This is a genomic window from Cellulomonas endometrii, assembly GCF_949769265.1.
Classification (GTDB): domain Bacteria; phylum Actinomycetota; class Actinomycetes; order Actinomycetales; family Cellulomonadaceae; genus Cellulomonas; species Cellulomonas endometrii.
Genome location: NZ_CATKPC010000001.1, coordinates 314,047 through 336,915 on the forward strand (window position 1 = coordinate 314,047; position 22,869 = coordinate 336,915).

29 protein-coding genes are annotated in these 22,869 nt (G+C 76.0%); 12 read left to right on the top strand and 17 right to left on the bottom strand.

All coding sequences use genetic code 11. From position 1 onward, the window contains the following. Positions 1–90 precede the first annotated feature (90 nt). The 4 genes from QNH85_RS01515 to QNH85_RS01530 all read left to right on the top strand — a co-directional run bounded on the left by QNH85_RS01515 (position 91) and on the right by QNH85_RS01530 (position 3,659). Positions 91–702, top strand: a complete 612-nt coding sequence (locus tag QNH85_RS01515; protein ID WP_282944338.1) for a TetR/AcrR family transcriptional regulator — start codon at positions 91–93, stop codon at positions 700–702. Positions 703–825: 123 nt separating this feature from the next. After that, positions 826–1,992 carry an MFS transporter gene (locus tag QNH85_RS01520; protein ID WP_282944127.1) on the top strand — a complete coding sequence of 389 codons (1,167 nt, stop codon included), beginning with the start codon at positions 826–828 and terminating at the stop codon, positions 1,990–1,992. A 102-nt stretch (positions 1,993–2,094) separates the two neighbouring features. Further along, positions 2,095–2,901, top strand: a complete 807-nt coding sequence (locus QNH85_RS01525; protein WP_282944129.1) for a hypothetical protein — start codon at positions 2,095–2,097, stop codon at positions 2,899–2,901. Between the two features lie 125 nt (positions 2,902–3,026). Continuing rightward, positions 3,027–3,659, top strand: a complete 633-nt coding sequence (locus QNH85_RS01530; RefSeq protein WP_282944131.1) for a VanZ family protein — start codon at positions 3,027–3,029, stop codon at positions 3,657–3,659. A 51-nt stretch (positions 3,660–3,710) separates the two neighbouring features. On the opposite strand, the gene QNH85_RS01535 is transcribed toward QNH85_RS01530, so the two are convergent. The 3 genes from QNH85_RS01535 to QNH85_RS01545 form a co-directional block, all read right to left on the bottom strand. After that, on the bottom strand, positions 3,711–3,938 hold the full coding sequence (locus QNH85_RS01535) for a hypothetical protein (RefSeq protein WP_282944132.1): 228 nt from the start codon (positions 3,936–3,938) through the stop codon (positions 3,711–3,713). Positions 3,939–4,066: 128 nt separating this feature from the next. Then, complete coding sequence (locus QNH85_RS01540; RefSeq protein WP_282944134.1) at positions 4,067–4,315, bottom strand: hypothetical protein; 249 nt, start codon at positions 4,313–4,315, stop codon at positions 4,067–4,069. Positions 4,316–4,471: 156 nt separating this feature from the next. Beyond that, the gene (locus QNH85_RS01545) at positions 4,472–5,263 is read right to left on the bottom strand and encodes an SDR family NAD(P)-dependent oxidoreductase (protein ID WP_282944135.1); all 792 of its coding nucleotides are present in this window, start codon (positions 5,261–5,263) and stop codon (positions 4,472–4,474) included. A gap of 119 nt (positions 5,264–5,382) precedes the next feature. Here QNH85_RS01545 and QNH85_RS01550 point away from each other — a divergent pair, with 119 nt between their 5' ends. Together QNH85_RS01550 and QNH85_RS01555 are read left to right on the top strand one after the other, a co-directional pair. Continuing rightward, positions 5,383–5,880, top strand: coding sequence for a MarR family winged helix-turn-helix transcriptional regulator (locus QNH85_RS01550; protein ID WP_282944137.1), 498 nt, complete (start codon positions 5,383–5,385; stop codon positions 5,878–5,880). Between the two features lie 45 nt (positions 5,881–5,925). Then, on the top strand, positions 5,926–6,357 hold the full coding sequence (locus QNH85_RS01555) for a YkvA family protein (RefSeq protein ID WP_282944138.1): 432 nt from the start codon (positions 5,926–5,928) through the stop codon (positions 6,355–6,357). A 51-nt stretch (positions 6,358–6,408) separates the two neighbouring features. On the opposite strand, the gene QNH85_RS01560 is transcribed toward QNH85_RS01555, so the two are convergent. The 3 genes from QNH85_RS01560 to QNH85_RS01570 all read right to left on the bottom strand — a co-directional run bounded on the left by QNH85_RS01560 (position 6,409) and on the right by QNH85_RS01570 (position 8,993). After that, on the bottom strand, positions 6,409–7,536 hold the full coding sequence (locus tag QNH85_RS01560) for a hypothetical protein (RefSeq protein ID WP_282944139.1): 1,128 nt from the start codon (positions 7,534–7,536) through the stop codon (positions 6,409–6,411). After that, on the bottom strand, positions 7,533–8,444 hold the full coding sequence (locus QNH85_RS01565) for an oxidoreductase (RefSeq protein WP_282944140.1): 912 nt from the start codon (positions 8,442–8,444) through the stop codon (positions 7,533–7,535). The genes QNH85_RS01560 and QNH85_RS01565 overlap by 4 nt, the downstream gene beginning before the upstream one ends. Before the next feature lie 147 nt (positions 8,445–8,591). Beyond that, positions 8,592–8,993, bottom strand: coding sequence for a four-helix bundle copper-binding protein (locus QNH85_RS01570; RefSeq protein ID WP_282944141.1), 402 nt, complete (start codon positions 8,991–8,993; stop codon positions 8,592–8,594). A gap of 138 nt (positions 8,994–9,131) precedes the next feature. On the opposite strand from QNH85_RS01570, the gene QNH85_RS01575 reads away from it, so the two are divergent. Both QNH85_RS01575 and QNH85_RS01580 read left to right on the top strand, forming a co-directional pair. After that, positions 9,132–9,650 carry a PadR family transcriptional regulator gene (locus QNH85_RS01575; RefSeq protein ID WP_282944143.1) on the top strand — a complete coding sequence of 173 codons (519 nt, stop codon included), beginning with the start codon at positions 9,132–9,134 and terminating at the stop codon, positions 9,648–9,650. Continuing rightward, positions 9,647–11,026, top strand: a complete 1,380-nt coding sequence (locus QNH85_RS01580; protein ID WP_282944145.1) for a DHA2 family efflux MFS transporter permease subunit — start codon at positions 9,647–9,649, stop codon at positions 11,024–11,026. Before QNH85_RS01575 ends, QNH85_RS01580 begins: the two co-directional genes overlap by 4 nt. Before the next feature lie 23 nt (positions 11,027–11,049). Here QNH85_RS01580 and QNH85_RS01585 read toward each other — a convergent pair whose 3' ends face one another. Beyond that, positions 11,050–11,865 (bottom strand): DUF4184 family protein, encoded by an 816-nt coding sequence (locus tag QNH85_RS01585; protein WP_282944147.1) that lies wholly within the window; start codon positions 11,863–11,865, stop codon positions 11,050–11,052. Positions 11,866–12,138: 273 nt separating this feature from the next. Between QNH85_RS01585 and QNH85_RS01590 the strand changes: the two genes are divergently transcribed. After that, positions 12,139–13,614 carry an MFS transporter gene (locus QNH85_RS01590; protein WP_282944149.1) on the top strand — a complete coding sequence of 492 codons (1,476 nt, stop codon included), beginning with the start codon at positions 12,139–12,141 and terminating at the stop codon, positions 13,612–13,614. Here the strand turns inward: QNH85_RS01590 and arr are convergent. The 3 genes from arr to QNH85_RS01605 all read right to left on the bottom strand — a co-directional run bounded on the left by arr (position 13,607) and on the right by QNH85_RS01605 (position 15,832). After that, a complete protein-coding gene (gene arr, locus QNH85_RS01595; RefSeq protein ID WP_282944151.1) occupies positions 13,607–14,017 on the bottom strand; it encodes an NAD(+)--rifampin ADP-ribosyltransferase in 411 nt (136 codons plus the stop codon). The two genes, QNH85_RS01590 and arr, sit on opposite strands and share 8 nt — an antisense overlap. Positions 14,018–14,057: 40 nt before the next feature. Next, positions 14,058–15,395 (bottom strand): alpha/beta hydrolase, encoded by a 1,338-nt coding sequence (locus tag QNH85_RS01600; RefSeq protein WP_282944152.1) that lies wholly within the window; start codon positions 15,393–15,395, stop codon positions 14,058–14,060. Between the two features lie 98 nt (positions 15,396–15,493). Continuing rightward, positions 15,494–15,832 carry a YciI family protein gene (locus QNH85_RS01605; protein WP_282944154.1) on the bottom strand — a complete coding sequence of 113 codons (339 nt, stop codon included), beginning with the start codon at positions 15,830–15,832 and terminating at the stop codon, positions 15,494–15,496. Positions 15,833–15,997: 165 nt separating this feature from the next. On the opposite strand from QNH85_RS01605, the gene QNH85_RS01610 reads away from it, so the two are divergent. After that, positions 15,998–16,432, top strand: coding sequence for a VOC family protein (locus tag QNH85_RS01610; RefSeq protein WP_282944155.1), 435 nt, complete (start codon positions 15,998–16,000; stop codon positions 16,430–16,432). A 5-nt stretch (positions 16,433–16,437) separates the two neighbouring features. Next, on the top strand, positions 16,438–17,079 hold the full coding sequence (locus tag QNH85_RS01615; protein ID WP_282944156.1) for a winged helix-turn-helix transcriptional regulator: 642 nt from the start codon (positions 16,438–16,440) through the stop codon (positions 17,077–17,079). 1 nt (position 17,080) lies between these two features. Here QNH85_RS01615 and QNH85_RS01620 read toward each other — a convergent pair whose 3' ends face one another. Both QNH85_RS01620 and QNH85_RS01625 read right to left on the bottom strand, forming a co-directional pair. Next, the gene (locus QNH85_RS01620) at positions 17,081–17,251 is read right to left on the bottom strand and encodes a DUF1059 domain-containing protein (RefSeq protein ID WP_282944157.1); all 171 of its coding nucleotides are present in this window, start codon (positions 17,249–17,251) and stop codon (positions 17,081–17,083) included. A gap of 61 nt (positions 17,252–17,312) precedes the next feature. Then, on the bottom strand, positions 17,313–18,458 hold the full coding sequence (locus QNH85_RS01625) for an EAL domain-containing protein (protein WP_282944158.1): 1,146 nt from the start codon (positions 18,456–18,458) through the stop codon (positions 17,313–17,315). Positions 18,459–18,547: 89 nt separating this feature from the next. Between QNH85_RS01625 and QNH85_RS01630 the strand changes: the two genes are divergently transcribed. Then, a complete protein-coding gene (locus tag QNH85_RS01630; protein WP_282944159.1) occupies positions 18,548–19,330 on the top strand; it encodes a glycosyltransferase family A protein in 783 nt (260 codons plus the stop codon). A 4-nt stretch (positions 19,331–19,334) separates the two neighbouring features. Here QNH85_RS01630 and QNH85_RS01635 read toward each other — a convergent pair whose 3' ends face one another. From QNH85_RS01635 to QNH85_RS01655, 5 genes are all read right to left on the bottom strand, one after another. Continuing rightward, positions 19,335–20,555 (bottom strand): RNA polymerase sigma factor, encoded by a 1,221-nt coding sequence (locus tag QNH85_RS01635; RefSeq protein WP_282944340.1) that lies wholly within the window; start codon positions 20,553–20,555, stop codon positions 19,335–19,337. Positions 20,556–20,599: 44 nt separating this feature from the next. Then, positions 20,600–21,010, bottom strand: coding sequence for a YciI family protein (locus QNH85_RS01640; RefSeq protein ID WP_428830343.1), 411 nt, complete (start codon positions 21,008–21,010; stop codon positions 20,600–20,602). Between the two features lie 94 nt (positions 21,011–21,104). After that, positions 21,105–21,764, bottom strand: coding sequence for an alpha/beta hydrolase (locus QNH85_RS01645; RefSeq protein ID WP_282944161.1), 660 nt, complete (start codon positions 21,762–21,764; stop codon positions 21,105–21,107). A 4-nt stretch (positions 21,765–21,768) separates the two neighbouring features. After that, positions 21,769–22,503: a class I SAM-dependent methyltransferase gene (locus tag QNH85_RS01650; RefSeq protein ID WP_282944162.1), complete on the bottom strand. Its 735-nt coding sequence runs from the start codon at positions 22,501–22,503 to the stop codon at positions 21,769–21,771. A gap of 14 nt (positions 22,504–22,517) precedes the next feature. After that, positions 22,518–22,853: a cupin domain-containing protein gene (locus tag QNH85_RS01655; protein WP_213283730.1), complete on the bottom strand. Its 336-nt coding sequence runs from the start codon at positions 22,851–22,853 to the stop codon at positions 22,518–22,520. Positions 22,854–22,869: the final 16 nt, after the last annotated feature.

Genomic DNA, 22,869 nt, shown 5'->3' on the forward strand with positions numbered 1-22,869 from the left:
GAGTCGGCCGACTCGCCTCATGAAGCGTGCACCGCCACGTGAGGCGAGTCAAGCGACTCGCGACCCGGTAGGCTGGCGCCCGTGCCGGGTATGTCGTCGTTCCACCAGCGCGTCGCCGCCGACAAGCGGGCCGCGATCCTCGCCGCCGCCACCACGCTCTTCGGGACGCAGGGGTTCGCGCGCACCTCCCTCGCGCAGGTCGCCACGGCCGCGCAGGTGTCGACGTCCACGCTGTTCAAGCAGTTCCCCACCAAGGACTCGCTGTTCGACGCCATCGTCGACGACGTGTGGACGCCCCGGACGCAGCTCACCGCAGACCTCGATCCCGCCGACCCGGAGGCGGGCATCCGAGCGCTCGGGACGGTGTACGCGGAGCTGCTGAGCCGGCCGGGGATGGCCGACCTGTTCCGGCTCGTCATCAGCGAGGCGCCGTCATCGCCGGAGCTCGGCCGCCGGCAGTTCGACCTCGGCAAGCTGCCGTTCTTCGAGGAGGTGCGCCGCTACCTCGAGGCCGCCGCGCGGGCGGGGACGCTGAGGGTCGAGGACCCCACCATGGCGGCCACCCACATGATGGGCATGATCTCGAACTTCGTGCTGTGGCCGCGGATGTTCCTGCTCGACTGGGACCCCGGGGCCGACGCGGTCGCCCGTGCGGTCGAGGAGGCGGCGCTGACCATGTCGGCGCGCTACGGGAAGCGCTGACGATCGCCTGACGTCGGCGCGCGGAGCGGCAGGGTGGGGTGGACACTGCGCCGGTGGGCGCTCAATGCGTCCGTCGGAGCCGAAGTCGTCCTCGTGAGCCCCCGGCGCCGCTAGCGTGCCCTCGTGACCTGGACGCGCGCCCGTGGATCGGTCCTGGGTGCCGCCCTGGTGGGCGGATCGGCCGACGTCCTGGACTTCCTGCTGCCGCTCTGGGCCGGGGCGGAGCTCGGTGGGACGTCCGCACAGGTCGGCGCGCTCGTCGCGCTCGAGCTCGTGTGCTCGTTCCTCGCCCGGCCCGTGGCTGGGCGGTGGGTGGACACGCAGGAGCGGACCCGAGTGGCCGCATCCGGCGCCGTCCTCTCCGCAGTCGCGTGCCTCGGGTACGCGCTCGCTCCGGGGCTCGGGGTCGCGTACGCCGCAGCAGTGGCGGGCGGGGTCGGCGGGGCGCTGCTCTGGGTCGCGGTCCGTGCGATCACCGCGGAGCGACTGGAGCACGACAGCGGTGCCTTCGCGGGGCTGTTCTCCTCCGTCGCCCTCGCGTCGTGGTTCTTCTGGGTCCCGGCCCTCGTGCTGCTTCCGGCGATCGGGTACCGCGGAGTGTTCGGGGCCCTCGGTGCGACCTGCTGCCTGGCGGCTGCGGCGCTGCTGAGGGCGCCCCGGGTCGCGCGGGCCGCGGGCGGACCCGCCGCCTCGGATCATCGCGCCGTCCGTCGTCTGGCGCCGCTGCTCGGGGTCGTCGCGCTGATGGCGGTCGCCGAGGCCGGTATCGGGCTCCTCCTGCTGCTGCACCTGCAGGCCGAAGGGCTCGAGGTCTACCAGATCGCCCTGGTCCAGATCCCTGCCGGCATCGCCCTGACCGTCCTCCCCCGCCCGCTCCACCGGCTCACCGCGCGCCGCGGACGCCGTCAGGTCTATGCGACGTCCGCGCTCGGGTCGGCCCTCTGCGCCGCGGGCCTCGCGTTCGCGCCCGCGCCCGCTGTGATCGCCGCGCTGTGGATTCTGACCGGCGTCGCCTGGGCGGCCGCGACACCGATCCACGAGGCCGCGGTCGCGCAGGTCAGCGGGAGCCGCGCGGGACGCGGGATGAGCGCGATCGGCAACGCCGGCCTCGCAGGCGCTGCCGTGGGCTCGGTCGCCGCCGGGGCGTTGTACGGGGCGGCGTCCTGGCCGCTGGTGTGCGGGGTGTTCGCGGGCGTCATCGCGCTCGGAGCGGTCGCCGGACCGGGAGCGCTCGCCCGGATGCGGATCGACGACCGGCCGCCGTCCCCGGCGCGGACGGATGCCGGCTGACCGGGAATCTCGCTCATCGCCGCAGGTCAGCGCGGTCCACGGTGCGAGACGGTCGCACGACCGGCCTGGTCGGCGCCCCGAGCTCGCCGCTAGGTTCGCGGCATGCGTCGCCCCCTTCGCGCCCCGCTCGTCGTCGTCCCCGTCGTGCTGCTCGCGCTCGCCGGGTGCACCGCGGACCCCGTCGCGCCCACCGCGTCGAGCACGCCGATGACCACCGCGTCGACAGATCCGTCGGCGTCGGCCGCTCCGTCCGGGCCGGGACCGGTCGTCGTCACCGCGCCGGCCGAGTGCGACGAGGTCGAGCTGGCCCCCGGCGCAACGGTGACCGGGACCGCGCTGGCCGCGTGCGTGGAGGGGTTCTCCCGCGCCGCCGGGTCCGGGCACGAGTACCTGCTCTCGGGGGACTCGTCGGGCGAGGTCGACTTCGTGTACGGCGACGCCTCGCAGATGGCGGGCACGATGACGAGCGCCGACGGCGAGACCTCGTTCGTGCTCACCGCCGACGACGCCTGGGTCACGATCGACGGCGCGTGGGTGCACGGCGACCCGACGAGCAGCGACCCCGAGGAGATGCTCGCCGGGACCATCGGCCAGGCCTACCGTGCCGCGTCGGACCCGTCGCTCGGCGCAGCCCTGATCGCGGCCGCCGCGACCTGGACGGTGCAGACCGACCAGGACGTCGTCACCCTGCAGGACGGCTCGGAGGTGCACGCGTGGCGGCTGCAGGCCGACGCGCCGTTCGCCGCCCTCGGTGGCGCACAGGTGCAGGAGATGATCGTGTGGCTGGCGCCCGGTCACGTCGTGGTCGGCAACCAGGCGACGGTCGACGTGGGCGGGGTGCAGACCACGACGCTGCAGCAGTACTCCGACTGGGGCGCGCCCGTCACCGTCACACCCCCGCTCGACTGAGTCGCGCCCTGCACGTGATGTCCCACCCCAGGTGGATGCACGTCTCCGCGGGTCACTGCGACGCTGGCTCGTCGTCGGGTCGTGCCGACGTGCCGCCGTCGCCCGCCCGAGAGGTCCATCCGCCCGTGTTCCGCCAGGTCCCCGTTCTCCCGGTCGTCGTCCCGCTGGCCGCGGCCACCCTGACGGCGCTGCTGTGGTCCCTGGCGCGGCGTGGGCGGTTCTCGGTCCCGCGCGCCGCGCTCGCTCTCGCGCTCTGCGTGTACGCGGCGGGGATCGTCGCGAACACGGTGTTCCCGATCTTCCTCGACAAGCCCGCCAGCAGCGCCGCCTGGGGCGACCACCTGGCCCTCGTGCCGCTGGCGGGGTACGAGGTGGCCGATGCGGTCATGAACATCGTGGTCTTCGTCCCGCTGGGGATGCTGGTGCCGCTGCTCATGGTCCGGCCCTCGTGGTCGCGGACCGTGGCGGTGGCGGCGTGCGTCAGCCTGGGGATCGAGGTGACGCAGCTCGTCACCGCGCACCTGCTGGGTGGCGGCCACCTCGCGGACGTCAACGACCTGCTCTTCAACGTCGTCGGCGGCGCGGTCGGCTACCTCGTGCTCGCCGCGGTCACGCGCGTCCCCCGGGCCCGCGCCCTCGTCGACCGGTTCCGCTGGCACGGCACCGGTGCTGAGGGCCCGGCCGCTCGGGACACCGTCGCTCCGGACACCGGGCCGACGCATGCACCGGCGTCCTCAGCGGCGCGGACGAGGGGCTGAGGCGCGGGTCGGCGCGCCGGCGCGGGGTCGGACGTCCCGAGCCGCTCCGGCTCATCGGATGAGCGTCTGGGCGTGCTGCTCGACCCACGCCGCGTCGCGCAGGTACAGGTCGGTGTGCCGCCGCAGCTCGGGGTCGCCGTCGGCTCGATCCCGCGTGAACCGCGCGAGCTCGCGCAGGCGCACGACGACGGTGTGGACGAGACCCGGCAGGTCGGCGGTCCCGTAGGCGTCGCACAGCAGCCTCGGGCGTCGTCGTACGGGGCTGCGTCGTTGTGGCACACCACCTCGGCGGGCTCCCGGGCCGGCAGCCGCCGCACGCCGCCGGCCCGGTCGAACGACGTGGAGGCGTCGTGCACGCGACGCAGCGGGACCTCGACGCCGTGCGCGACGCTGGATCGTGGGCCCCGTCAGCGTTGCGCGACGACCCGCAGGCGCCAGCCGACCACGGCGGCGACGACCGCCACCACCAGCAGGGCGAGCCCGCGCACCAGGGCGTCGTGCGCGTGCACGACCATCGCGTCGCCCCCGCCGGCATCCGTCCGCGCGAGCTGCGTGGCGACGTACCAGCGGTTGCCCCACCGGAACCCGTCCGCGACGGCGAGCACGAGCGCCACCACGGCGAGCACCCGTGCCGCCGCTCGGACGCGAGTCCGCACCGCCCGCTCCCCTGCCGCCGACCGCACGCCCACGACGTCCCCCTCGTCCGACCGGGGCCGTGCCCGGTGCTGCCGGCACCGTAGCGGACGACGGACTCCTCGCGAGGAAGGACGACCGACCCCGGTCGTCGGCGTGCGCTCGCGGCGGTCGTGGGCTCAGAGGAGCGTCGTGAGGACCCCTCCGTCGGCGCGCAGGGCGGCGCCGTTGGTGGCGGAGGAGACGGGGCTCGCCAGGTAGGTGGCGAGGCTGGCGATCTCCGCGGGGTCGATGAACCGCTGCAGGAGCGAGGTCGCGTTCCCGGCCGCGATCGCGCGCTTCATCTCGTCCACGGGCACGCCCTGTCCGCGGGAGATCTCCTCGACGGCGCGGGCGACGCCGTCGGAGTACGTCGGGCCGCCGAGGATCGTGTTGACGGTGACACCGGTTCCCCGGGTGAGCTTGGCCAGGCCGTTCGCGAGGGCGAGCGCCGCGGCCTTGGACACGCCGTAGGGCAGCATGTCGCCGGGCACGTCCACGCCGGACTCGCTGCTGATGAAGAGGATCCTGCCCCAGCCGCGCGCGAGCATGCCGGGGAGCACGTGCCGGGACAGGCGCACGCCGCTCATGACGTTGACGTCGACGTACCGCTGCCACTCCTCGTCGGCGACGTCCTCGAACGCGCCGACGCCGAAGACGCCCACGTTGTTCACGAGCACGTCCACCTCGCCGAGCGACCCCAGCAGCCGCCGGACCTGCGCGGGGTCCGCGACGTCGGCCGCGGCACCGGAGACCGTGGCGCCCGGGACGGACGCCTCGAGCGACCGCACGGCCGCCTGCACCCGCTCCTGGCTCCGCCCGTGGACGACGACCTCCGCACCCTCGGCCAGCAGCGCCTCGGCGATCGCGTAGCCGATCCCCTGCGTCGACCCGCTCACGAACGCGCGCTTCCCCACCAGATCCAGATCCACGACTGCTCTCCCCGTTCGTCGAGTCACGTGCTCAGGCAAGCGACAGCGAGGAACGTATCACTTTCCCGAGCAAGTGATAGTGGCGTGACCGGAGGCGGTGTCCGCGTAGGCTCATCGCCATGCCGGACCCCGACGCCCCCGCGAGCGCGCCCACGGAGCTGACGGGCGACGAGCTCGAGACGTGGGCCGCCCTGGCGACCGTCCTGGAGTGGCTCCCCGCTGCGCTGGACGGCCAGCTCCAGCGCGACGCGCAGCTCTCCCACTTCGAGTACGGCGTCCTGTACGCGCTGGCCACGGCGCCCGACCGCACGCTGCGGATGAGCGTCCTGGCGGGGTACGCCAACAGCACCCTGTCGCGGCTGTCCCGCGCGGCCACGCGGCTGGAGACGCAGGGCTGGCTGCGACGCACACCGGACCCCGCCGACGGGCGCTACACCCTGGCCGTCCTCACGGACCTCGGGGCGGAGAAGGTGCGGAGCGCGACCCCCGGCCACGCGGAGGTCGTCCACCGGCTCGTGCTCGACCGCCTGACGGCGCGGCAGGCCCGGCAGCTGCGCGAGATCAGCCAGCGGATCAGCCGTGCCGTCCGGGAGGACGGCGGCTGGCGACCGCGGTGAGGTGCCCGGTCGCGCAGGACGCGTCCCGACCCCGACACTCGACCCGTGGACCACGCACTGGTGACCTGGGCGCTGGCCGTCGTCGGCGGCGCGCTGCTCCTGTGGCTCGCGCTGGTCGTCGCTCTGTGGGTCGGGCGCCCCGAGGAGGGCACGGCGCGTGAGGCGCTGCGGCTGCTGCCCGACGTGCTGCGACTGGTCCGGCGGCTCGCCGGGGACCCCTCGCTCCCCCGCGGCGTCCGGGTCCGGTTGTGGCTGCTGATGGCGTACCTCGCCCTGCCGTTCGACCTGGTGCCGGACGTCATCCCGGTGATCGGCTTCGCGGACGACGCGGTGGTCGTCGCCCTGGTGCTGCGCGCGGTGGTCCGGCGCTCGGGCGCGGGGGCGCTGGAGCGGCACTGGCCGGGCAGCGCCGACGGGCTGGCGGCGGTGCGCCGGCTCGCGCGGCTGCCGGTCCCCGGGGCGCAGGCGCCCTCCTGACCACCGCGGGCACGGTCGTCAGGAGGGCCGCGCGGGCTCGGCCGGCGCCGGTCAGCCCGCGTCCGGGAGCACCGGCAGTCCCGCGAACCGCGGATCCGTGACGTCCGCGGGCACCGTGCGGCGGGCAAGCTCCGCGAGCTCCTCGACCGGCAGCGCGCCCGACACCGTGTAGCGGACACCGTCGGCCTGCCAGCTCAGCCACCCGCCCACGTCGGAGTCGGGGTCGCCCCAGGGGCTGAACACGGCCCGGTGACCGGCGACGTCGACCAGCACCGTCTCCTGCGCCCAGTAGCTCACCGCGACCTCCGGCGGTGCGGTCGCGAGCTGTGCCTGCAGCTCCACCCCGCCACCGAGGGGCGGCTCCGCCGTGCCGTCGGAGCTCTCGACGGACGCCGTGTCGCCGTAGGTGACCCACCAGGTGCGCGTGGTGCGGTCGGCGGGCCCGTCCGGGACCGGGACCGACTCGTAGGCGGCGGGTGCGGACGCGGCGTCGACGTGGACGCCGTCGACGGCGAGCCCGTCGACGACGGCGACCAGGTCGTCGGGGGTCATCCCGCTGCCGTTGACGAGCCACCGGACCCCGGCCTCGTCGACCCAGGTCATGAGGATCCCGGCGCCGAGGTCACGCAGCCGCCCGTCGACGCCTCGGACGCTGACGTCCGTGACCCCGTCGGTGCCGGCGGGGAACGGGTCCGCCACGTCGGCGTACACGGCGATCCCCCGCAGCGGGTCGGTGTCGAGCAGCACCGCGACGGGCACGGCGTCCGGGCAGTCCATCGTCTGGTCGTGCACGCCGACGCTCGCGAGCGGCCACGGGGCGTCCCCGAGCAGGGCCGCCGCGCGGGTGATGCGGCTGTCGGCGGCCCACTCGTCGGGGTCGGCCCACTCGGCGTAGCCGGAGCCGCAGCCGGTGGCAGCGTCCGACGCGCGAGCGGGTGCGACGCCCAGCGCCAGGGCGACGGCGGGCGCGCCGGGCACTCCGGGCGTCTGTCCGCCCAGCTGCGGGACGACGACGCCGCCGACCGTCAGCACGGCGGCGAGGCCGACCGTCCCCACGGTCAGGCGCGTGCGTCGGCGGGCCGTCCGCAGGGCCCGGGCACGGCGCTGCACCGCCGCGAGGTCGGGGACGGGGCTGACCGTCTCGAGGTCGGCGAGCCGGGACAGGGGGTCGGTGCTCATCGGGCGAGCTCCTCACGGGTGGGGCCGCACGTGGCGGCGAGCAGCGGCACCAGGACGTCGCTGATCGGCGTGGGGATGCCGAGCTCCCTGCCGCGTCGCTGGACGACGCCGTTGCGGATGTCCCACTCGAGCGGTCGACCGTTCTCGCGGTCGGCGAGGATCGAGGTCCCCCGGTCGGCCGGGGACGCCCGGAACGCGTCGAGGATCCGCTGGGGCTCGTCGTCCCCCAGCCGCGCGCCCTCGGCCCGCGCGACCGCGAGGCACTCGGCGAGGTAGGCGAGAGTCAGACCGCCCATGTCCTCGCGGCGGAACACGCCCGAACGCCGGCCCGTGATCGCCATGAGCCCGGCCGCCGCGTTCTGCAGGAGCTTCCGCCACGCCATCGTCGGGAAGTCGGCGGCGACCTCCACCGCGCAGCGGGTCCCGTCCAGCGCAGCGCCGATCGTCGCGGACCCGGGGGCGTCCGGCACGGTGAGGCGCGGGTCGGCCAGGAGGCGGACGGCGCCGCCGGGCTCGCGGACCGCCGGGAACCAGACCACGGCCGGCACGACGACGGCTCCGCGGACGAGCGGCGTCACGGTGCCGAGCTGCTCCACGCCGTTCTGCAGCACGCAGACGACCGTGCCCGGGCCGCACAGCGCCGCGAGCCAGGGCGCGGCGGACGCCGTCTGCGTCGCCTTCACCGCGAGGAAGACGACGTCGGCCGTCTCGGCGACGCCGTCCGGGTCGGTGCGGACCGGTCCGGGGACGACCACGTCCCCCTGGTCGGACTCGAGCCGGAGCTCGCGTGCCGGCGTGCGGCCGGCGACCAGCGGGGTGCGCCCCTGCTCGTGGAGCGCGGCAGCGATGGTGGTGCCGATCGCGCCGGGCCCGATGACCGCGAACCGCGACCGCCGTGGGGTCGTCATCCCGTCCTCCTGACGTGTGGTGACGCGCGGCGAGGCCTCGGACGCCGCCGTCTCCGCCCAGAGCCGAGCGTGCCCTACACCTGCTCGAGCATCACGGATGCCGCCCCCGGCGCGCCGCCGGAGCAGAGGGCGCCCGAGGCGCACCGGTCAGGACATCGTGGCCAGCAGGTCCCGACAGGCGCGCTCGCAGGCGCGGCACGCCTCGGCGCAGACCCGGCAGTGCTCGTGCATGTCCGCGTGCTGGGCGCACTCGTCGCCGCACGCCCGGCAGGCCGCGATGCACGCCTCCAGGTGGGCGCGGGTGGTGGTCGGGTCGTAGCCGGTGTGGCGCGACAGGATCCGGGCGGTGGCGCCGCAGCTGTCGGCGCAGTCCAGGTTCCTCCGGATGCAGGTGCGCAGGTCGGCGACCATCTCCTCGCTCAGGCACGCGTCCGCGCACGCGGTGCACGCCTGGGCGCACTCGGCGAGCGACTCGATCGCGTGCGCGAGCCTGTCGCGGTCGAGGTGCAGCGTGGCGGGGTAGGTCCGCAGCATGTCGGTGGTGCGCATCGCGTTCTCCCTCGAGCTCGGTGTCCGCAGGTCCGCCCGTGGTCCGGGCGTCCGACCACGCTAGGAGCGTGCCTGATTCCTCGCACGTGGCCACGAAAAGCGGGGGCCGTCCAGTCGGGCATAGGTTACGGTGGACGAATGACGGTGGAGATCTACGCACTCAGCGTGCTGCGGGGCGGGCCGGTCCACGGCTACGAGCTGAAGAACCGGATCCGGCGCCCCTCGATCGCACCGGTCAACAACAACGCGCTGTACCCCGCGCTGCGGCGGCTGGAGCGCGACGGCGCGGTGACCAAGGTCGTGGAGCAGCAGGAGGGCCGCCCGCCGCGCAACGTCTACACGATCACGGAGTCCGGCCGGGCGCTGCTGATCGACCTGGTGTCGACGCTCCCCCGCGACCTCGCGGACGACGACGAGGAGTTCCTGCTCCGCGTCAGCTTCTTCGACGAGCTCCCGGTCCCGGCGCGGCTCGGCGTCCTCGCCGTGCGACGCGGAGTCGTCGAGCAGGCGCTCGCGCAGGTGCAGGGCCTGCTCGCCGGGCCGGCGCCGGGACCCGGTCGACCCTGGCGCCGCCGCGCGCAGGAGCAGCTCGTCGACCGCCTGGAGCAGGAGCTGCGGTGGCTCGAGGCCCTGCGCTCCGAGGCGGAGCGGCCGTGACCGTCGCCGGCGAGGACGCACGCACCACCGGCACGACGCTCGGCACGGTCGCGCGCTACGGGCTGCTCGTCGGGCCCGCGCTGAGCATGCTGGACTCGAGCATCGTCAACGTCGCGGTGCCGGACATCGCGCACGACCTGGCGGTCGGGCTCGACACCGTCCAGTGGGTCGTGTCCGGCTACCTGCTGTCGCTCGCGGTGGGCCTCGCCCTCACGGCGTACGCCTCGCGCCGCTTCGGCACGATGCGGGTCTACCTGGTCAGCATGGCGTGCTTCGTCGTCGTGTCGGCGGTGTGCGCCCTCGCCCCGACGATCGAGCTGCTCGTCATCGCCCGGGTCGTCCAGGGCTTCGTCGGCGCTCCCCTGGTCCCGCTGGCCCTGAGCATCCTGCTCGGCAAGGACGGCGTCGGCGGCGGCAAGGTCCCCGTGTCGGCGGCCGTCGTGCTGTTCCTGGCCCCGGCGCTCGGGCCGTCGCTCGGCGGTCTCCTGATCGGCGCCGGCGGGTGGCGGTGGGTCTTCCTGGTCAACGTGCCGGTGGGTGCCCTCGGCCTGCTGCTCGCCCTGCGGCTGCGGGACGTCGGGGAGCGCGCCCGCAGCGGCACGCGCTTCGACCCGGCGGGGTTCGTCCTGCTCTCCGGCGGCCTGGTCGCGGTGCTTCTCGGCGCCACCCGCGGCGCGGCGGACGGGTGGAGTCGGGCGCAGCCCCTCACGCTGCTCGTCGTCGGCGTCCTCCTGCTCGCGGCCTACGTCCGGTGGGCGGTGAGCCGGGAGTCCCCCGCCGTGCGGCTCGACGTCGTCCGCGGCGGCCAGTCCGTCCTCGCCCTGGCGCTCCAGGTCCTCGCGTCGGTCATCGCCTTCGGCACCGTGTTCCTCATGCCCGTGTTCACCCAGCAGGTGCAGGGCCACTCGGCGCTGGCGACGGGGGTCGCCCTGCTCCCCCAGGGCGTCGTCATGGGGCTGGGGACCGCGCTCGGCCAGCGCATCTCGGCGCACATGCCGCTGCGGACCCTCGTCACGCTCGGGTTCGCGGTGCTGGCTGCGTCGAGCGCGGTCATGCTGCTGCTCACGCGGGACACGCCGCTGTGGGCCACCGCGATCATGCTCTGCGGCCGGGCGCTCGCCGCGGGGTTCGTGACGACGCCCCTGCTCAGCGCGTTCCTCGCACCGCTCCAGGAGCGCGAGCTCGCCGACGGCAACACGCTGTACAACATCGTCCAGCGGCTCGGCGGCGCGGTGGGGGTCAGCGTGCTCGGCTCGATCGCCGCGGCGGGCGGCGACGGGTCGGCCGCCCTCGCCGCGTTCCACCAGGTGGGCGCCGTGCTCGTCGGGCTCGCGGTCGCGGCGGGCGTCCTCGCCCGGGCGCTGTCGCGTGAGTGAGCTGTCGGGCGGCCGCAGCCGCCTCACCCCCGTGCGGCGCCCGGACCGTCGTCGTCGCCGGTGATGGCGACCCGCGCCCCGAGCGGCCGGCTGAGCCGCCGCAGCCACCACACCCCGGCCCCGGCGAGCGCGACCACGGCGCACGCGGTCCCCCCGTCCTTGGCGGCCGAGGACAGCGCGACCTCGAGGCCCGCGCCCGCCGAGCCGGCGGCGCCGACGACGGCACCCGCCACGCCTGCGCCGCCCAGGACCAGGACCGTCAGCAGCCGGGCCCGGTCGAGGACGAGGCGGCCGCCGCCGGCGTGCCAGGCGCCCACCCTCCGTGCGCCCCACACGGCGAGCGCGAGCAGCCCGACCGCGGTGCTCACGTGCTGCAGGACGCGCGCGGCGGTGACGTCCCCGACGAGCGGCTCGCGCAGCCACGCCATCTTCTGCACGACCGCTCCGTCACCGTGGGTGAACGCGTCCCACGCCACGTGCGTCAGCACGCCCAGGGTCAGCGACACGAGCACCCACGGGATCGCACGTGCCGGCTGACGCGACCGGGGAACCCGCCGCTGGTCCTGCCCCGTGGCGACGAGCGACCGCAGGGGTGCACGCACCACCCACCACAGTCCGAGCAACGCGGCTGCGAGGGGCACCGCCGCGGTCACCGCACCCGGCCACGAGTGGGTCGCCGTCGCGTTCACGAACGGCTCGTACCAGGAGCCCGCAGACCGCGGCACCGGGAGGAAGTACGGCACGTCCGGGCTCAGCGAGCCCGCGACGAGAGCCGACGGGACCAGGGGGCCGCGAGCGAGCGGGAGCACGGCGGCGGGGTGGGCGAGCGTGAACGGCACCGGACCACCGTGCCAGCCGCCCGGACCACCAGGCATCCACCCGCGGTCGGACCGTGACTCGCGTCCGGGGGCAGGCGTCGGCGTCGGGAGCGCCAGGACCGGCGTCGCGACGATGCCCCGCTGCCGATCCGGGCGGTCTGGCGCCGCGGGCACCTCCTGGAGAACGGGGGTACGCTCGCGGTCGTCTGAAGGAAAAACGCCGTCCCGTACGGGTCGGCGCGCGCACGCGGTCTCGGGTGAGTCGCCACTTCTTCCTCGAAGGAGTGCACCCCGTTGTCCGCACAGCAGCACCCGCGCGTCGCCGCGACGGCCACCCCCGATCGACCCCCGAGGAACCTGCGCGAGGCGTGGGTCGCCCTGCTCGGCCTGTCGGCCGTGTTCCTGGTCGAGATGCTCGACAACTCGATCCTGAACGTCGCGCTGCCGACCATCGGCCGCGACCTGCACGCCTCCGCCCCGTCGTTGCAGCTGGTCACCGGCGCCTACGCCGTGCTCTTCGGCGGCCTCATGCTCACCCTCAGCGCCCTCGCGGACCGTGCCGGACGGCGTCGGGTCATGCTGACCGGGCTGGTCCTGCTCGGGGTGGCCAGCCTGGCCACTGCGCTCGTCACGACGACCGGGCAGCTGGTCGTGGTCCGCGCCGGCATGGGGGTGGCCGCCGCCATGACCACGCCCGGCTCGCTGGCCCTCGCGTTCCGCCTGTTCGACGACGACGCGCTGCGGGTCCGCGCGACGACCGTCATCTCCACCGTGGGGCTGGTCGGCCTCGGCCTCGGTCCTGCTGCCGGGGGGCTGGCGCTCGCGTTCGCCCCGTGGCAGGCCCTGCTGATGGTGAACGCACCGGTCGCGGCCCTGGCGTTCGCCTGCATCCGCCGCGGTGTCGCCGCGGACGACCCCGCCGAGCTGCACCGCGCGGCCGTCGACGTCGCCGGCGGGGTCCTCGGGACCGCGGCGATCGTGCTCGCGCTCGTGACGCCGACGCTCTTCGTCGATGCGCACGGCGCAGCCTGGCTCCCCTGGGCGGCCGCCGGCGGCGCCCTCGTCGCCGGTCTCGCGTTCGTGGCGCGCGAGCGCTCGGCGCGCCACCCGCTGATCGACCTGCCGCTGATCGCGCGCCCCCTCGTGTCGTCCGGGCTCGCGTTCAAGGCCGCCACGGGCCTGGCGACCGCGGGCCTGGGCTACCTGGTGACGCTGCAGCTGCAGCTCGCCTGGGGCTGGACGCCGGCGCAGGCCGCCCTCGGCACGCTGCCGCAGGTGCTGGTGCTGATCGGCGGCGGCTTCCTCGTCCGTCCGGTCATGGAGCGGCTCGGCCTGGAGCGGGCGGCCTCGGTCAGCGCGGTGACCGTCGTCCTCGGGCTGGCCGTCTACGCCGCGCTCGGGACGGCCGGCTATGCGTGGGTGGCGGTCTCCCTCGTCCTCGTGGCCGCGGGCATGCGGGTCAACGGGGTGGTCGCGGGCACCAACGTCATGCGGGGCCTGCCGGAGAACCGGACGACGATCGGCGCCGCGCTGGTCGACACCGCGGGGCAGGTCACCACCGCGGCCGGCATCGCGGTGAGCGGGACCGTCCTGGCCACGCTCATGACGGGCGACGTCTCCACCGCGGCCTGGACGCGAGCGCAGGCCGCGCGGCTCGACCGCGTCGTCCCGGTCGCCGGCGGGGTGCTCGCCGCGCTCGCCGGCGCGCTGGTGGTCGTCGGCATCGCGCGCAGCCGCACCGGGCGGGGGGCACGCGGCTCGGTCAGTTGATGATCTCGCCGCGCTCGTCGTCCCGGAGCACGCGAAGGCGCTCCCGCCACGTCGCCAGCGCCTCGGGGGTCAGGCGCGTCCAGTCCGTGACCTCGCCGACCACCCGCAGCGGTGCGCTGCTGCGGTAGGAGCGGGTGGGGTTGCCGGGGAACTTCTTGTCGGTGACGTTCGGGTCGTCCTCGAACGGCCCGGTCGGCTCGACCACGTACACCCGCGGGGCGCCGTCGCCGGCGGCGAGCTCCGCGGCGAGCCCGGCCCCGTCGGAGAGGGCGGTGAAGTACACGTGGTTCATCACGACCTCGGGCCGGTAGTTGGACCGGAAACCCGCCGTGAGCAGGTCGCCGGTCCGCAGGTCGGCCTTCGTGCCGTGGAAGAAGGGCCCGTCGTCCAGCGCTCGGCTCATCCGGACAGCGTAGGGCGGGCGCGCGGGACGGGGCACCGGTTCAGCCGACCGAGCCCAGAGCGGCCAGCGTGTCCCGGTCCACCGGCGCGCGCGCCACGGCGGCGTCGACGACGGCCAGCGTCGCGGCAGCGGCCGTCGCCGGGCCGGCGCCCGCCCGCGCACCGAGCACGCCCGGCACCGGCGCCAGCACCAGGGAGGCGTCGGTGAAGCCGAGGTGCGCGACGCCGTCGACGGTGACGCGGGTCGCCCCCGCTGCCACCAGGGCGTCCGTGGCCCGCGCGTACTCGGGCATCGGGCCGGCGTCCCCCGCGACCAGCACGACCGCGGGGATCCCCCGGTCGACGGCCGGTGACCGGGGCATGCCGTCGATGTCGACGACGCCGTCGACCCGCGGGTCCGTGCTCGCGAGCAGCAGCGCGGCGGCGCCACCCGCCGAGTGCCCGGTCGCGACGACGTGCTCGAGGTCCGCGCCGGCGAGCGCGGGCGTCGCGGGCTGCGCAGCGGCGAGCGCGTCGAGCAGCGCCGCGAGGTCCGCCGCGCGGGTCCGCGCCCACTCCTGCGCGAGGCGGTCGTCGGTCTCCGCGTCCCCCGTCGCGACGAGCGCGCTCCTCGCGACGACGCCGTCGGCCGTCCGCACGGCGGCGGCGTCGAAGGGGTGGTCGAGCGCGACGACGACGGTGCCGTGGCTCGCGACCTCGGCCGCCCAGGACGCCGAGAGCCACCGGCTGCTGGTCAGCCCGGGTGAGAACAGCACCACGGGGAACGCGCCGTCGCGCGGGGTCGCGTCGGGGGTCGCGTGACCGTGCGCGTCCCGCAGCTCGGCCAGCACCCAGGCGGGCAGGCCGTACTGGTCGGCGAGCCCGCCGACCGTGGTCGCGGCGTCGTCGGCGAGCAGGGGCCCGCCCGGGCCGGCCTCCGACGGGTACCAGACCGTCACGGGGAGGGAGCGCGACGTGCCGTCCGGGGCGCCGCCGTGCGCGCTGCGCGCCGGGTCGGTGAACATCGCGGTGGAGACGCCGACGGCGGAGGTCCCGGTCGGCGCCGGGACGACCGCGGGCGGCAGCGCCCAGGCGGCGAGTGCGACCACCGCGGTCGCGGCCACGGCGCCGGCGGTCGCGAGCCCGCGCGACAGACGTCCCCGCACGCGCCGGTGGGACCAGGTGACCAGTGCGGCGACGACCGCGCCGACGGCCGTGAGGGCCAGGACCTGCCACCGGAGCCCCTCGAGCGCGTACGCCGTCACGGTCAGCGCGAGCGCCGCCGCCCCGGCCACGGCGAGCAGGGGCCGGGGCCGGCCGCGACGGGCGATCCCGGTGATCGCGACGGCCACCAGGACGGCCGCCAGGGCGAGGTCGATCCACCGCGTGAGCTGCTCCATGGTGACGATCGTCGGCGACCGGCCCTCGACCGCGCGTCCCCCTGGGGGCGCGGCCCGCGTCCGCCCACGGCATGAGGGGCGTGGTCGCCCCGGCGCCCTCAGGCGTCGTCGTCCATCAGCTCGCGGACCTCCTGCGCGCACCGGCAGGCCTCGGCGATCCGCGCCGCCCAGCGCAGCGCCTCGTCCCGCGTGGGGACGTCGACGACGGAGAACCCGCCGACGACGGCCTTGCGCTCCGGGTGCTCGCCGGTGGTCACCGACCCGTCGGTGCCGACGATGCTCGCCGCCCCGCCCACCACGCCGGCGCCGAAGACCCACACGCCCGCGCGCCGGGCGTCCTCGACGACCCGGTGGCTGACGTCGGACGCGACGGCCAGCTCCTGCGGCGTCAGCGACGCCATCGCGCCCTCGTCGAACGAGATCAGGTACTGCGTCATCGCCGCCTCCTCGTCTCCGCGGGCCGCGGTGCGCCGGGCGGCCGCCGCCCACTCTGGCACGCGCTCCCCCGCGCGGGGGAGCGATCCGGGCGGGGGTCTTGACGCGGCACTTGTCTTTCGCAAGTGTGAGGACGTCAGCACGTCGACCGTTCGAGGGAGAGCACGATGACCGCCATGTTCGTCAACCTGCCGGTGACCGACCTGGAGCGCGCGAAGGCGTTCTACGCGGGCGTCGGGTTCACCATCAACCCGCTCTTCACGGACCACAACGCGGCGTGCGTCGTCGTGGAGGACGACCACAGCTACGTCATGCTCGTGACCCGGGAGTTCTTCCAGACGTTCAGCGACCGGCCGGTCGGCGACCCGGCGACCACGGTGTCGGTGGCGACCGCGATCTTCCTGGACAGCCGCGAGGCGGTGGACGCCACGGTGGCCGACGGGCTCGCGGCGGGGGGCACCGAGGAGCGCCCCGCGTCGGACTACGGCTTCATGTACCAGCGCCAGCTGACCGACCCGGACGGCAACGTCCTGGAGTTCGGCTGGATGGACCCGGTCGCCGCCGCCGACGGCCCCCAGGCCGTGACGAACCAGCAGGCCTGACTCCGGTGGCAGCGCGCGACTACGGGCAGTACTGCGGGGTGACGCGCGGCCTCGAGCTCGTCGGCGAGCGCTGGGCCCTGCTCATCGTCCGCGACCTGCTCGTGGGACCGCGCCGCTACGGGGAGCTCGCCGCGGGGCTCCCCCGCATCCCCAGCAACGTCCTCGCGGCGCGGCTCAAGGAGCTGCAGGAGGCGGGGGTCATCCGGCGGGCGCCGCGCTCCCGGGTGATCGTCTACGAGCTGACCCCCTACGGGCGCGAGCTCGAGCCGGTGGTGCACGCGCTCGGGGCGTGGGGGTTCAAGGCGATGGGCGAGCCGCGCGAGGGACAGGTGATCACGCCCGACTCGATGACCGTCGCCCTGCGCACCGCGTTCCGGCCGCAGGTCGCGGCGGACCTGCCCCCGACCGCCTACGCGGCGCACCTGGGTCCCGCCGAGCTGCTGATCCGGGTGGACGGACCGGCGCTCGACGTGACGCCCGGGAGCGGGCCCGCGGACCTCGTGTTCGCCGCGGGCCCGGGGATCCGCCGGGTCATCTCGGGCGAGCTGCCCCCGGACCGGGCCATCGCCACGAGCGTGGTCGAGGTGCTGGACGGGCGCGGGGAGCTGCTCGACCGGTTCGCCCGGACGTTCCACCTGGCGGCCTAGGTCAGGCGGCGACCATCGCCGCGCGCACCTGAACCACCAGCTCGGCAGGCACCTCGGCCAGGCCGTGGTCGTGCCGGGCGTGCTGCGCCACCTCAGCGAGGATCTCGTCCTCGGTGCCGGTGAACGCGCGGGCGCACCCCGGGACGACGTCGCCGCAGCGGAAGGCCTTCATCTCGTGTCCTCTTCTCGATCTCGTGCCCCGACGGGGGCTGCCGTCCGGTCCATCGGCAGCGTCAGGTCCCGGATGAGTCGCAGAGGGCCAGCATCAGGGCGTCGACCGGGACGGTCCCGACGACGGCGCCGTTCGCGTCCGTGCACACCAGCGGGTCCCACCGGCGCCGCTCGTCCCGGAGCATCGCCCGGCGGGCCACGTCGACCACCGGCGCGCTGGGCGCGACCGTCATCGCCGGCGCCCACCGGCCGGACGCGTCCCGGACCTCCAGCACCATCCCGCTGGCGCCGAGCAGCACCTCGCACTGCTCGCGGTCCCGGCCGGCGCGGGCCGGCCGCACGACGCTCGCGACGTTGCCCGTCAGCGAGGCGCGCGACGCGGTGGCACGGATGTGTGCCGCGTCCTCGGCGGGCAGGGCTGCGAGCATGTCCGGCGCCGGGCGCCCGAGGGCCCACCCCTGGCCGAGTGGCACGCCGAGCCCGATCAGGGCGTCGAGCTCGCCTCGGGTCTCGATGCCCTCGGCGAGGATCCACGCGTCCATCCGGCCGACCAGGTCCCCGAACACCTGGACGAGCGCCCGCTTCACCGGATCGGCGTCGACGCCCGTCACGAGCGCGCGGTCGAGCTTGACGATGTCCGGCCGCAGCTCCAGGAGCAGCTGCAGGCCGGCGTAGCCGGTGCCGGCGTCGTCCATCGCGACCAGCGCGCCGGCCGCGCGGGCGCGGTCCAGCGCCGCCATCGCGCGCCCCTCGCCGTCCACCTGCGTGTGCTCGGTGAGCTCGAGGACGACGCGCGACAGGTCGGCGTGCCGGAGCAGCTCCCCGGCGACCAGGTCGTCGGCCAGCAGGTGCGGGTCCACGTTGACGGTCAGGAACGTGTTCGGGGGCAGGTCGTCCCGCGCCGCGACGGCCCTCTCGAGCACCCGCGCCTGCAGGGGCGGGTTGAGCCCCCACCGGTGCGCCGCCGCGAACCACACGTCCGGTGCCGCGCGCCACGGACCGTCGAACCGCGACAGCAGCTCGTACCCGGTGACGAAGCCGGTGGCCAGCTCGACGATCGGCTGGGCGTGCAGCGCGGGCCGCGCCGGGTCGCGCAGGACGTCCCGCAGCGCGGACCGCCACGCCGGGTCGTCCAGCGGCGGCGCGTCCCTGTCGGCGTCCGTGACGGCCCCCTCGGTGTGCGTCGGTGCCCGGCGGACCCGGGGCACGGCCTCCTCCCCATCGACGCGGGGGCGTGGCGGCTGAGCGGAAGCCCGGGCGCGGTTGCGGGGCCGGCGGCCGCGTGAGGGGATGAGCCGTGCCCGACCGAACGCTCGCCCGCGACCCCGCGCCGCTGCGGATCACCGTGGTCGTGCCCGCGCTCGACGAGGCCCAGCGGCTGCCCCGGTGCCTCGCCTCCCTCGCGGCGCAGACCCGGCCGCCGGACGAGGTGGTCGTCGTGGACAACGGCAGCGCGGACGCGACCGCGGACCTCGCGGCGGCGGCGGGGGCCCGCGTCGTGCACGAGCCGCGGCGCGGCATCTGGCCCGCCGCGGCCACCGGGTACGACGCCGCGACGGGTGACGTGATCGCCCGCGTGGACGCCGACAGCGTGCTGCCGCCGGGCTGGCTGGCCCGCGTCGACGAGCTGCTGCGGGACGACCCGTCGGCCGCCGCCGTCACGGGGCCGGGGCGGTTCCGCGGCATGCGGCTCGTCTCCCGGCACCTCGCGCACCTGCTGTACATGCAGACGTACTTCCGCCTGGGCGCGCTGGCGGTGGGCGGCACGCCGGTGTTCGGGTCGGCGTTCGCGATGCGCGCGTCGGCGTGGCGCGCGGCGCGGCCCTCGGTGCACCGCGACCACGACGTGCATGACGACCTGGACCTGAGCTTCCACCTCGAGCCGGGCTCCGTGCGCTACGACGACGCGCTGGCGGTGTCGATCTCGGCGCGGCCGTTCCGCTCCCCCGCGGGCCTGGCGCTGCGGCTGGCCCGCGGCTGGCGGTCGGTGGTGCTGCACTGGCCGCAGCAGGCGCCGTGGGTCCCGGTCCGCGAGCGGGTCCGGGCGCGCCTCGCCCGCGGCGTGGGCCGCGCCCGCTGACCCGTCAGCCCAGCGCGGCGATCTTCTGCTCCAGCAGCCGCCGCTCGGTGGCGTTGCCGCACAGCGCGACGGCGTCCCGGAGCGCCGCGCGGGCCTCCCCGGCCCGGCCGAGCCGCCGCAGCAGCTCCCCGCGCACGCTCGGCAGCAGGTGCGACCCGCCCAGCGCCCCGCCCCGCGCCAGCTCGTCGACGATGGGCAGCGCCGCGGAGGGCCCGCGGGCCATCGACACGGCGACGGCGCGGTTCAGCTCGACCACCGGTGAGGGGGCGAGCCGCCCGAGCGCCTCGTAGAGCACGACCACCCGGTCCCAGTCGGTGGCCCCGACCGACGGGGCGACGGCGTGGCACTCCGCGATGGCGGCCTGCAGCCCGTAGAAGCCGAGCCCGCGACCGGTCCGCCCGGCCGCGGCCAGCGCCGCGCGACCTCGCCGGATCGCCGAGCGGTCCCACCGCCGCCGGTCCTGGTCCTCCAGCAGCACGGGGGCGCCGTCGGGCCCCGTGCGGGCGCCGAACCGCGCGGACGTGAGCTCCAGCAGCGCGAGCAGGCCGAGCACCTCGGGCTCCGCGGGCTGGAGCTGCGCGAGCACGCGCGCCAGCCGCACGGCCTCGCCGGCGAGGTCCTGCCGGATCCAGTGGTCGCCGGACGTCGCGGTCGAGCCCTCGGTGAAGATCACGTAGACGACGCTGAGCACCGAGCCGAGCCGCTCCCGGCGGTCCTCGGGCGGTGGCACCGCGAACGGCACCTGCGCCGCCGACAGGGTCTTCTTCGCGCGGGTGATCCGCGCCTGGGCGGTCGCGGTCGGCACCAGCAGCGCCCGCGCGATCTCGTCGCTGCCGAGCCCGCCGACCACCCGCAGCGTCAGCGCGACCTGCGACTCCCGGGACAGCAGCGGGTGGCAGGCGACGAACATCAGGGCGAGGACGTCGTCGTCGACGCGGTCGGGGTCCCACAGCAGGTCCGCGTCTCCCGTCGCCGCCCGCGCCTCCTCCTCGCCGAGGTCCCGCGCGACCGCGGCGTACCGGTGGTCGAGGGCCGCGCGGCGCCGGTACGCGTCCACCGCCCGCCGGCGCCCCACCGTCACGAGCCAGCCCGCCGGGTTGCGGGGCGGGCCCTCGCGCGGCCACTGCACGAGCGCCTCCGCGAGGGCCTCCTGCGCCAGGTCCTCCGCGAGGGAGAAGTCACCGGTGGACCGGGCCAGGGTCGCGACGATGCGCGCGGAGTGCATCCGCCACACCGCCTCGACCGCGGCCCGGCCCGCGCGGGCCGGGGTCACAGCTGGCCGGTCGCCTCGCGCCACGCCCGCTCCCGCTGGACGAACTCGTTGTCCTGCGGGAACTCGTCGATCGACGCGATCCGCCGGATCTCGGCCTTCATCCCGGGCCCGGCCATCGGCGCCCGCTTCGCCCACTCGACCGCCTCCTCCTGCGACGCGACGTCGAGGATCCAGTAGCCGCCGAACAGCTCCTTGGCCTCGCCGTACGGGCCGTCGGTGACGATCGGGGGCGTGCTCGAGTAGTCGACGACCACGCCCTTGTCGGCGTCGTCGAGCCCCTCCGCGGCGACGAGCACGCCCGAGGAGATCAGCTCGTCGTTGAAGGCGCCCATCGTGTTCAGCACCTCGGTGAAGTCGACGTCCTGCATCGCGGCGTACGACTCCTCGGTGGCCCGCATGATCAGCATGTACTTCACGGTCGTTCCTCCTGGTTCCGGGGGTCCCCTCCGGACCCTCTCACCCCGGTGTCGAACGGGGGAACCTCCGGATCGACATCGGGCGTCAGCCGGGTGCCGCCAGGAAGTCGCCGACGTCGGCGACCTCGGCCGCGTCCATCGTGTGCGCGAGGCCGGGGTACCGGCGGACCGTGCCGCGGGTGCACCGGTCGACCCACGCCCGGAGCCGCGCGGCGTCCGGGGCCGGGATGACGTCGTCGCGGTCGCCGTGGCAGCACAGCACGGGCGGCCGCACCGCCGCGACGGCGGCGTCCCGGGCGTCCCGCACCGGCGCGAGGAACGACGACAGCGTCACGACGGACCGGAAGCGGGCGGGGTCCGCGCGCAACAGCTGGACGGCCACCGCACCGCCCTGCGAGAAGCCGACCAGCCCCACGGACGACCAGCCGTGCAGCCCGGTGAGCCAGCCCGCGACCGTGCGCGCGGACGTCTCGAACGCCGCGGTGTCGTACCGGTCGACGGGCGCCCACGCGTGCCTGTCCCGCACCGCCAGCCGGCCCGCGAGCGACACGCCCACGGCGCCGGGCGGCAGCACGTCGAACACCGGCACCATGTCGTGCGGCACCCCGCCGGCGCCGTGCAGCAGCACGACGAGGTGCCGCCCGCCCGGGTCGGCCGCCGCGTCCGGGTCGGACCACACCGCGCCCGGCCACGCCGCACCCGGCCACGCCGCGCCGGGCCACGCCGCCCCGGCGTCCGCTCCCACGGCCCTACCTCGCCGGGCGCCGGGCCAGGACCACGTGCTCGAGGCCCGGCCGGTCCGGCGCGTCGCGGACGTCGACGGTCCGCAGCCCGGCCGCGGCCAGCGTGTCCCGGACCTCGTCGAGCGAGCGGAACCGCAGGGTCGACGTCGACGTGACCTCGGCGCCGTCCGCCGCGAACCGGAACGTCGACCCGAACGAGACGAGCGGCAGCGCCACTTCGGTCACGTCGAGCCGCTGCTCCACGCGCCCGACCCCGGGGACGTCGACGACCTCGACGCGTCCGGCCGCCGCGGCCCAGCCCTCCCACGCGCGGCGCTCCGGACGGCGGGTCTCCAGGACGACGTGCCCGCCCGGGGCGAGCGCCCGGTGGACGCCGCGCAGCGTCGCGAGCCAGTCGTCGTCGGTGAGGAAGATCTGCGCGACGTTGCCGGTCATCGTCACCAGGTCGACCTGCAGCGGCGGCAGCGTCGTCGCGTCGCCGTGCAGCCACGTCACCGCCGACGCGCCGGGCTTGCCGCGCGCGACGTCCAGCGACGCCGCGGCCGGGTCGACGCCGGTCACCTCCAGCCCGTCCGCGGCGAGCAGCAGCGCCAGCGTCCCGGTGCCGCAGCCGACGTCCAGCGCGGCGCGGGCGCCGAGCTCCCGCGCGACGGACCGGTACAGCGCCAGGTCCGACCGGTCGGCGTCGAACGCGTCGTAGACGGCGGCCAGGCGCGGGTGGGCGAACAGGGCGTCGGGCACCGCGGACGTCCGGGTCAGCCGTGCGACGGCTCGTCGACGTTCGTCACGGTGGTCAGCAGCAGGACGGCGTCGCTGAGCGCCTCCACCCCGTGCCGGTCGTGCGTGAGGGTCACCAGGTACCCGGCGGGGAGGGTGTCGACGCGCTCCCCCGTGCTCACGCCCACCGTGCCGCGCAGCACCTGGATGCTCCCGGCGGGCGGCGAGTTGTGCTCGGCGAGGCGGGTGCCGGTGGTCAGGGCGATCACCGTCTGACGCAGCGGACCGTCGTGCACCACGATCTGGGCGCTGCGTCCGTGGGCGTCCTGGTGCGCGAGGGCGAGCTGGTCGTGGGCGAGCTGCTGGATGTCCATGCCGGTCCTTCCGTCG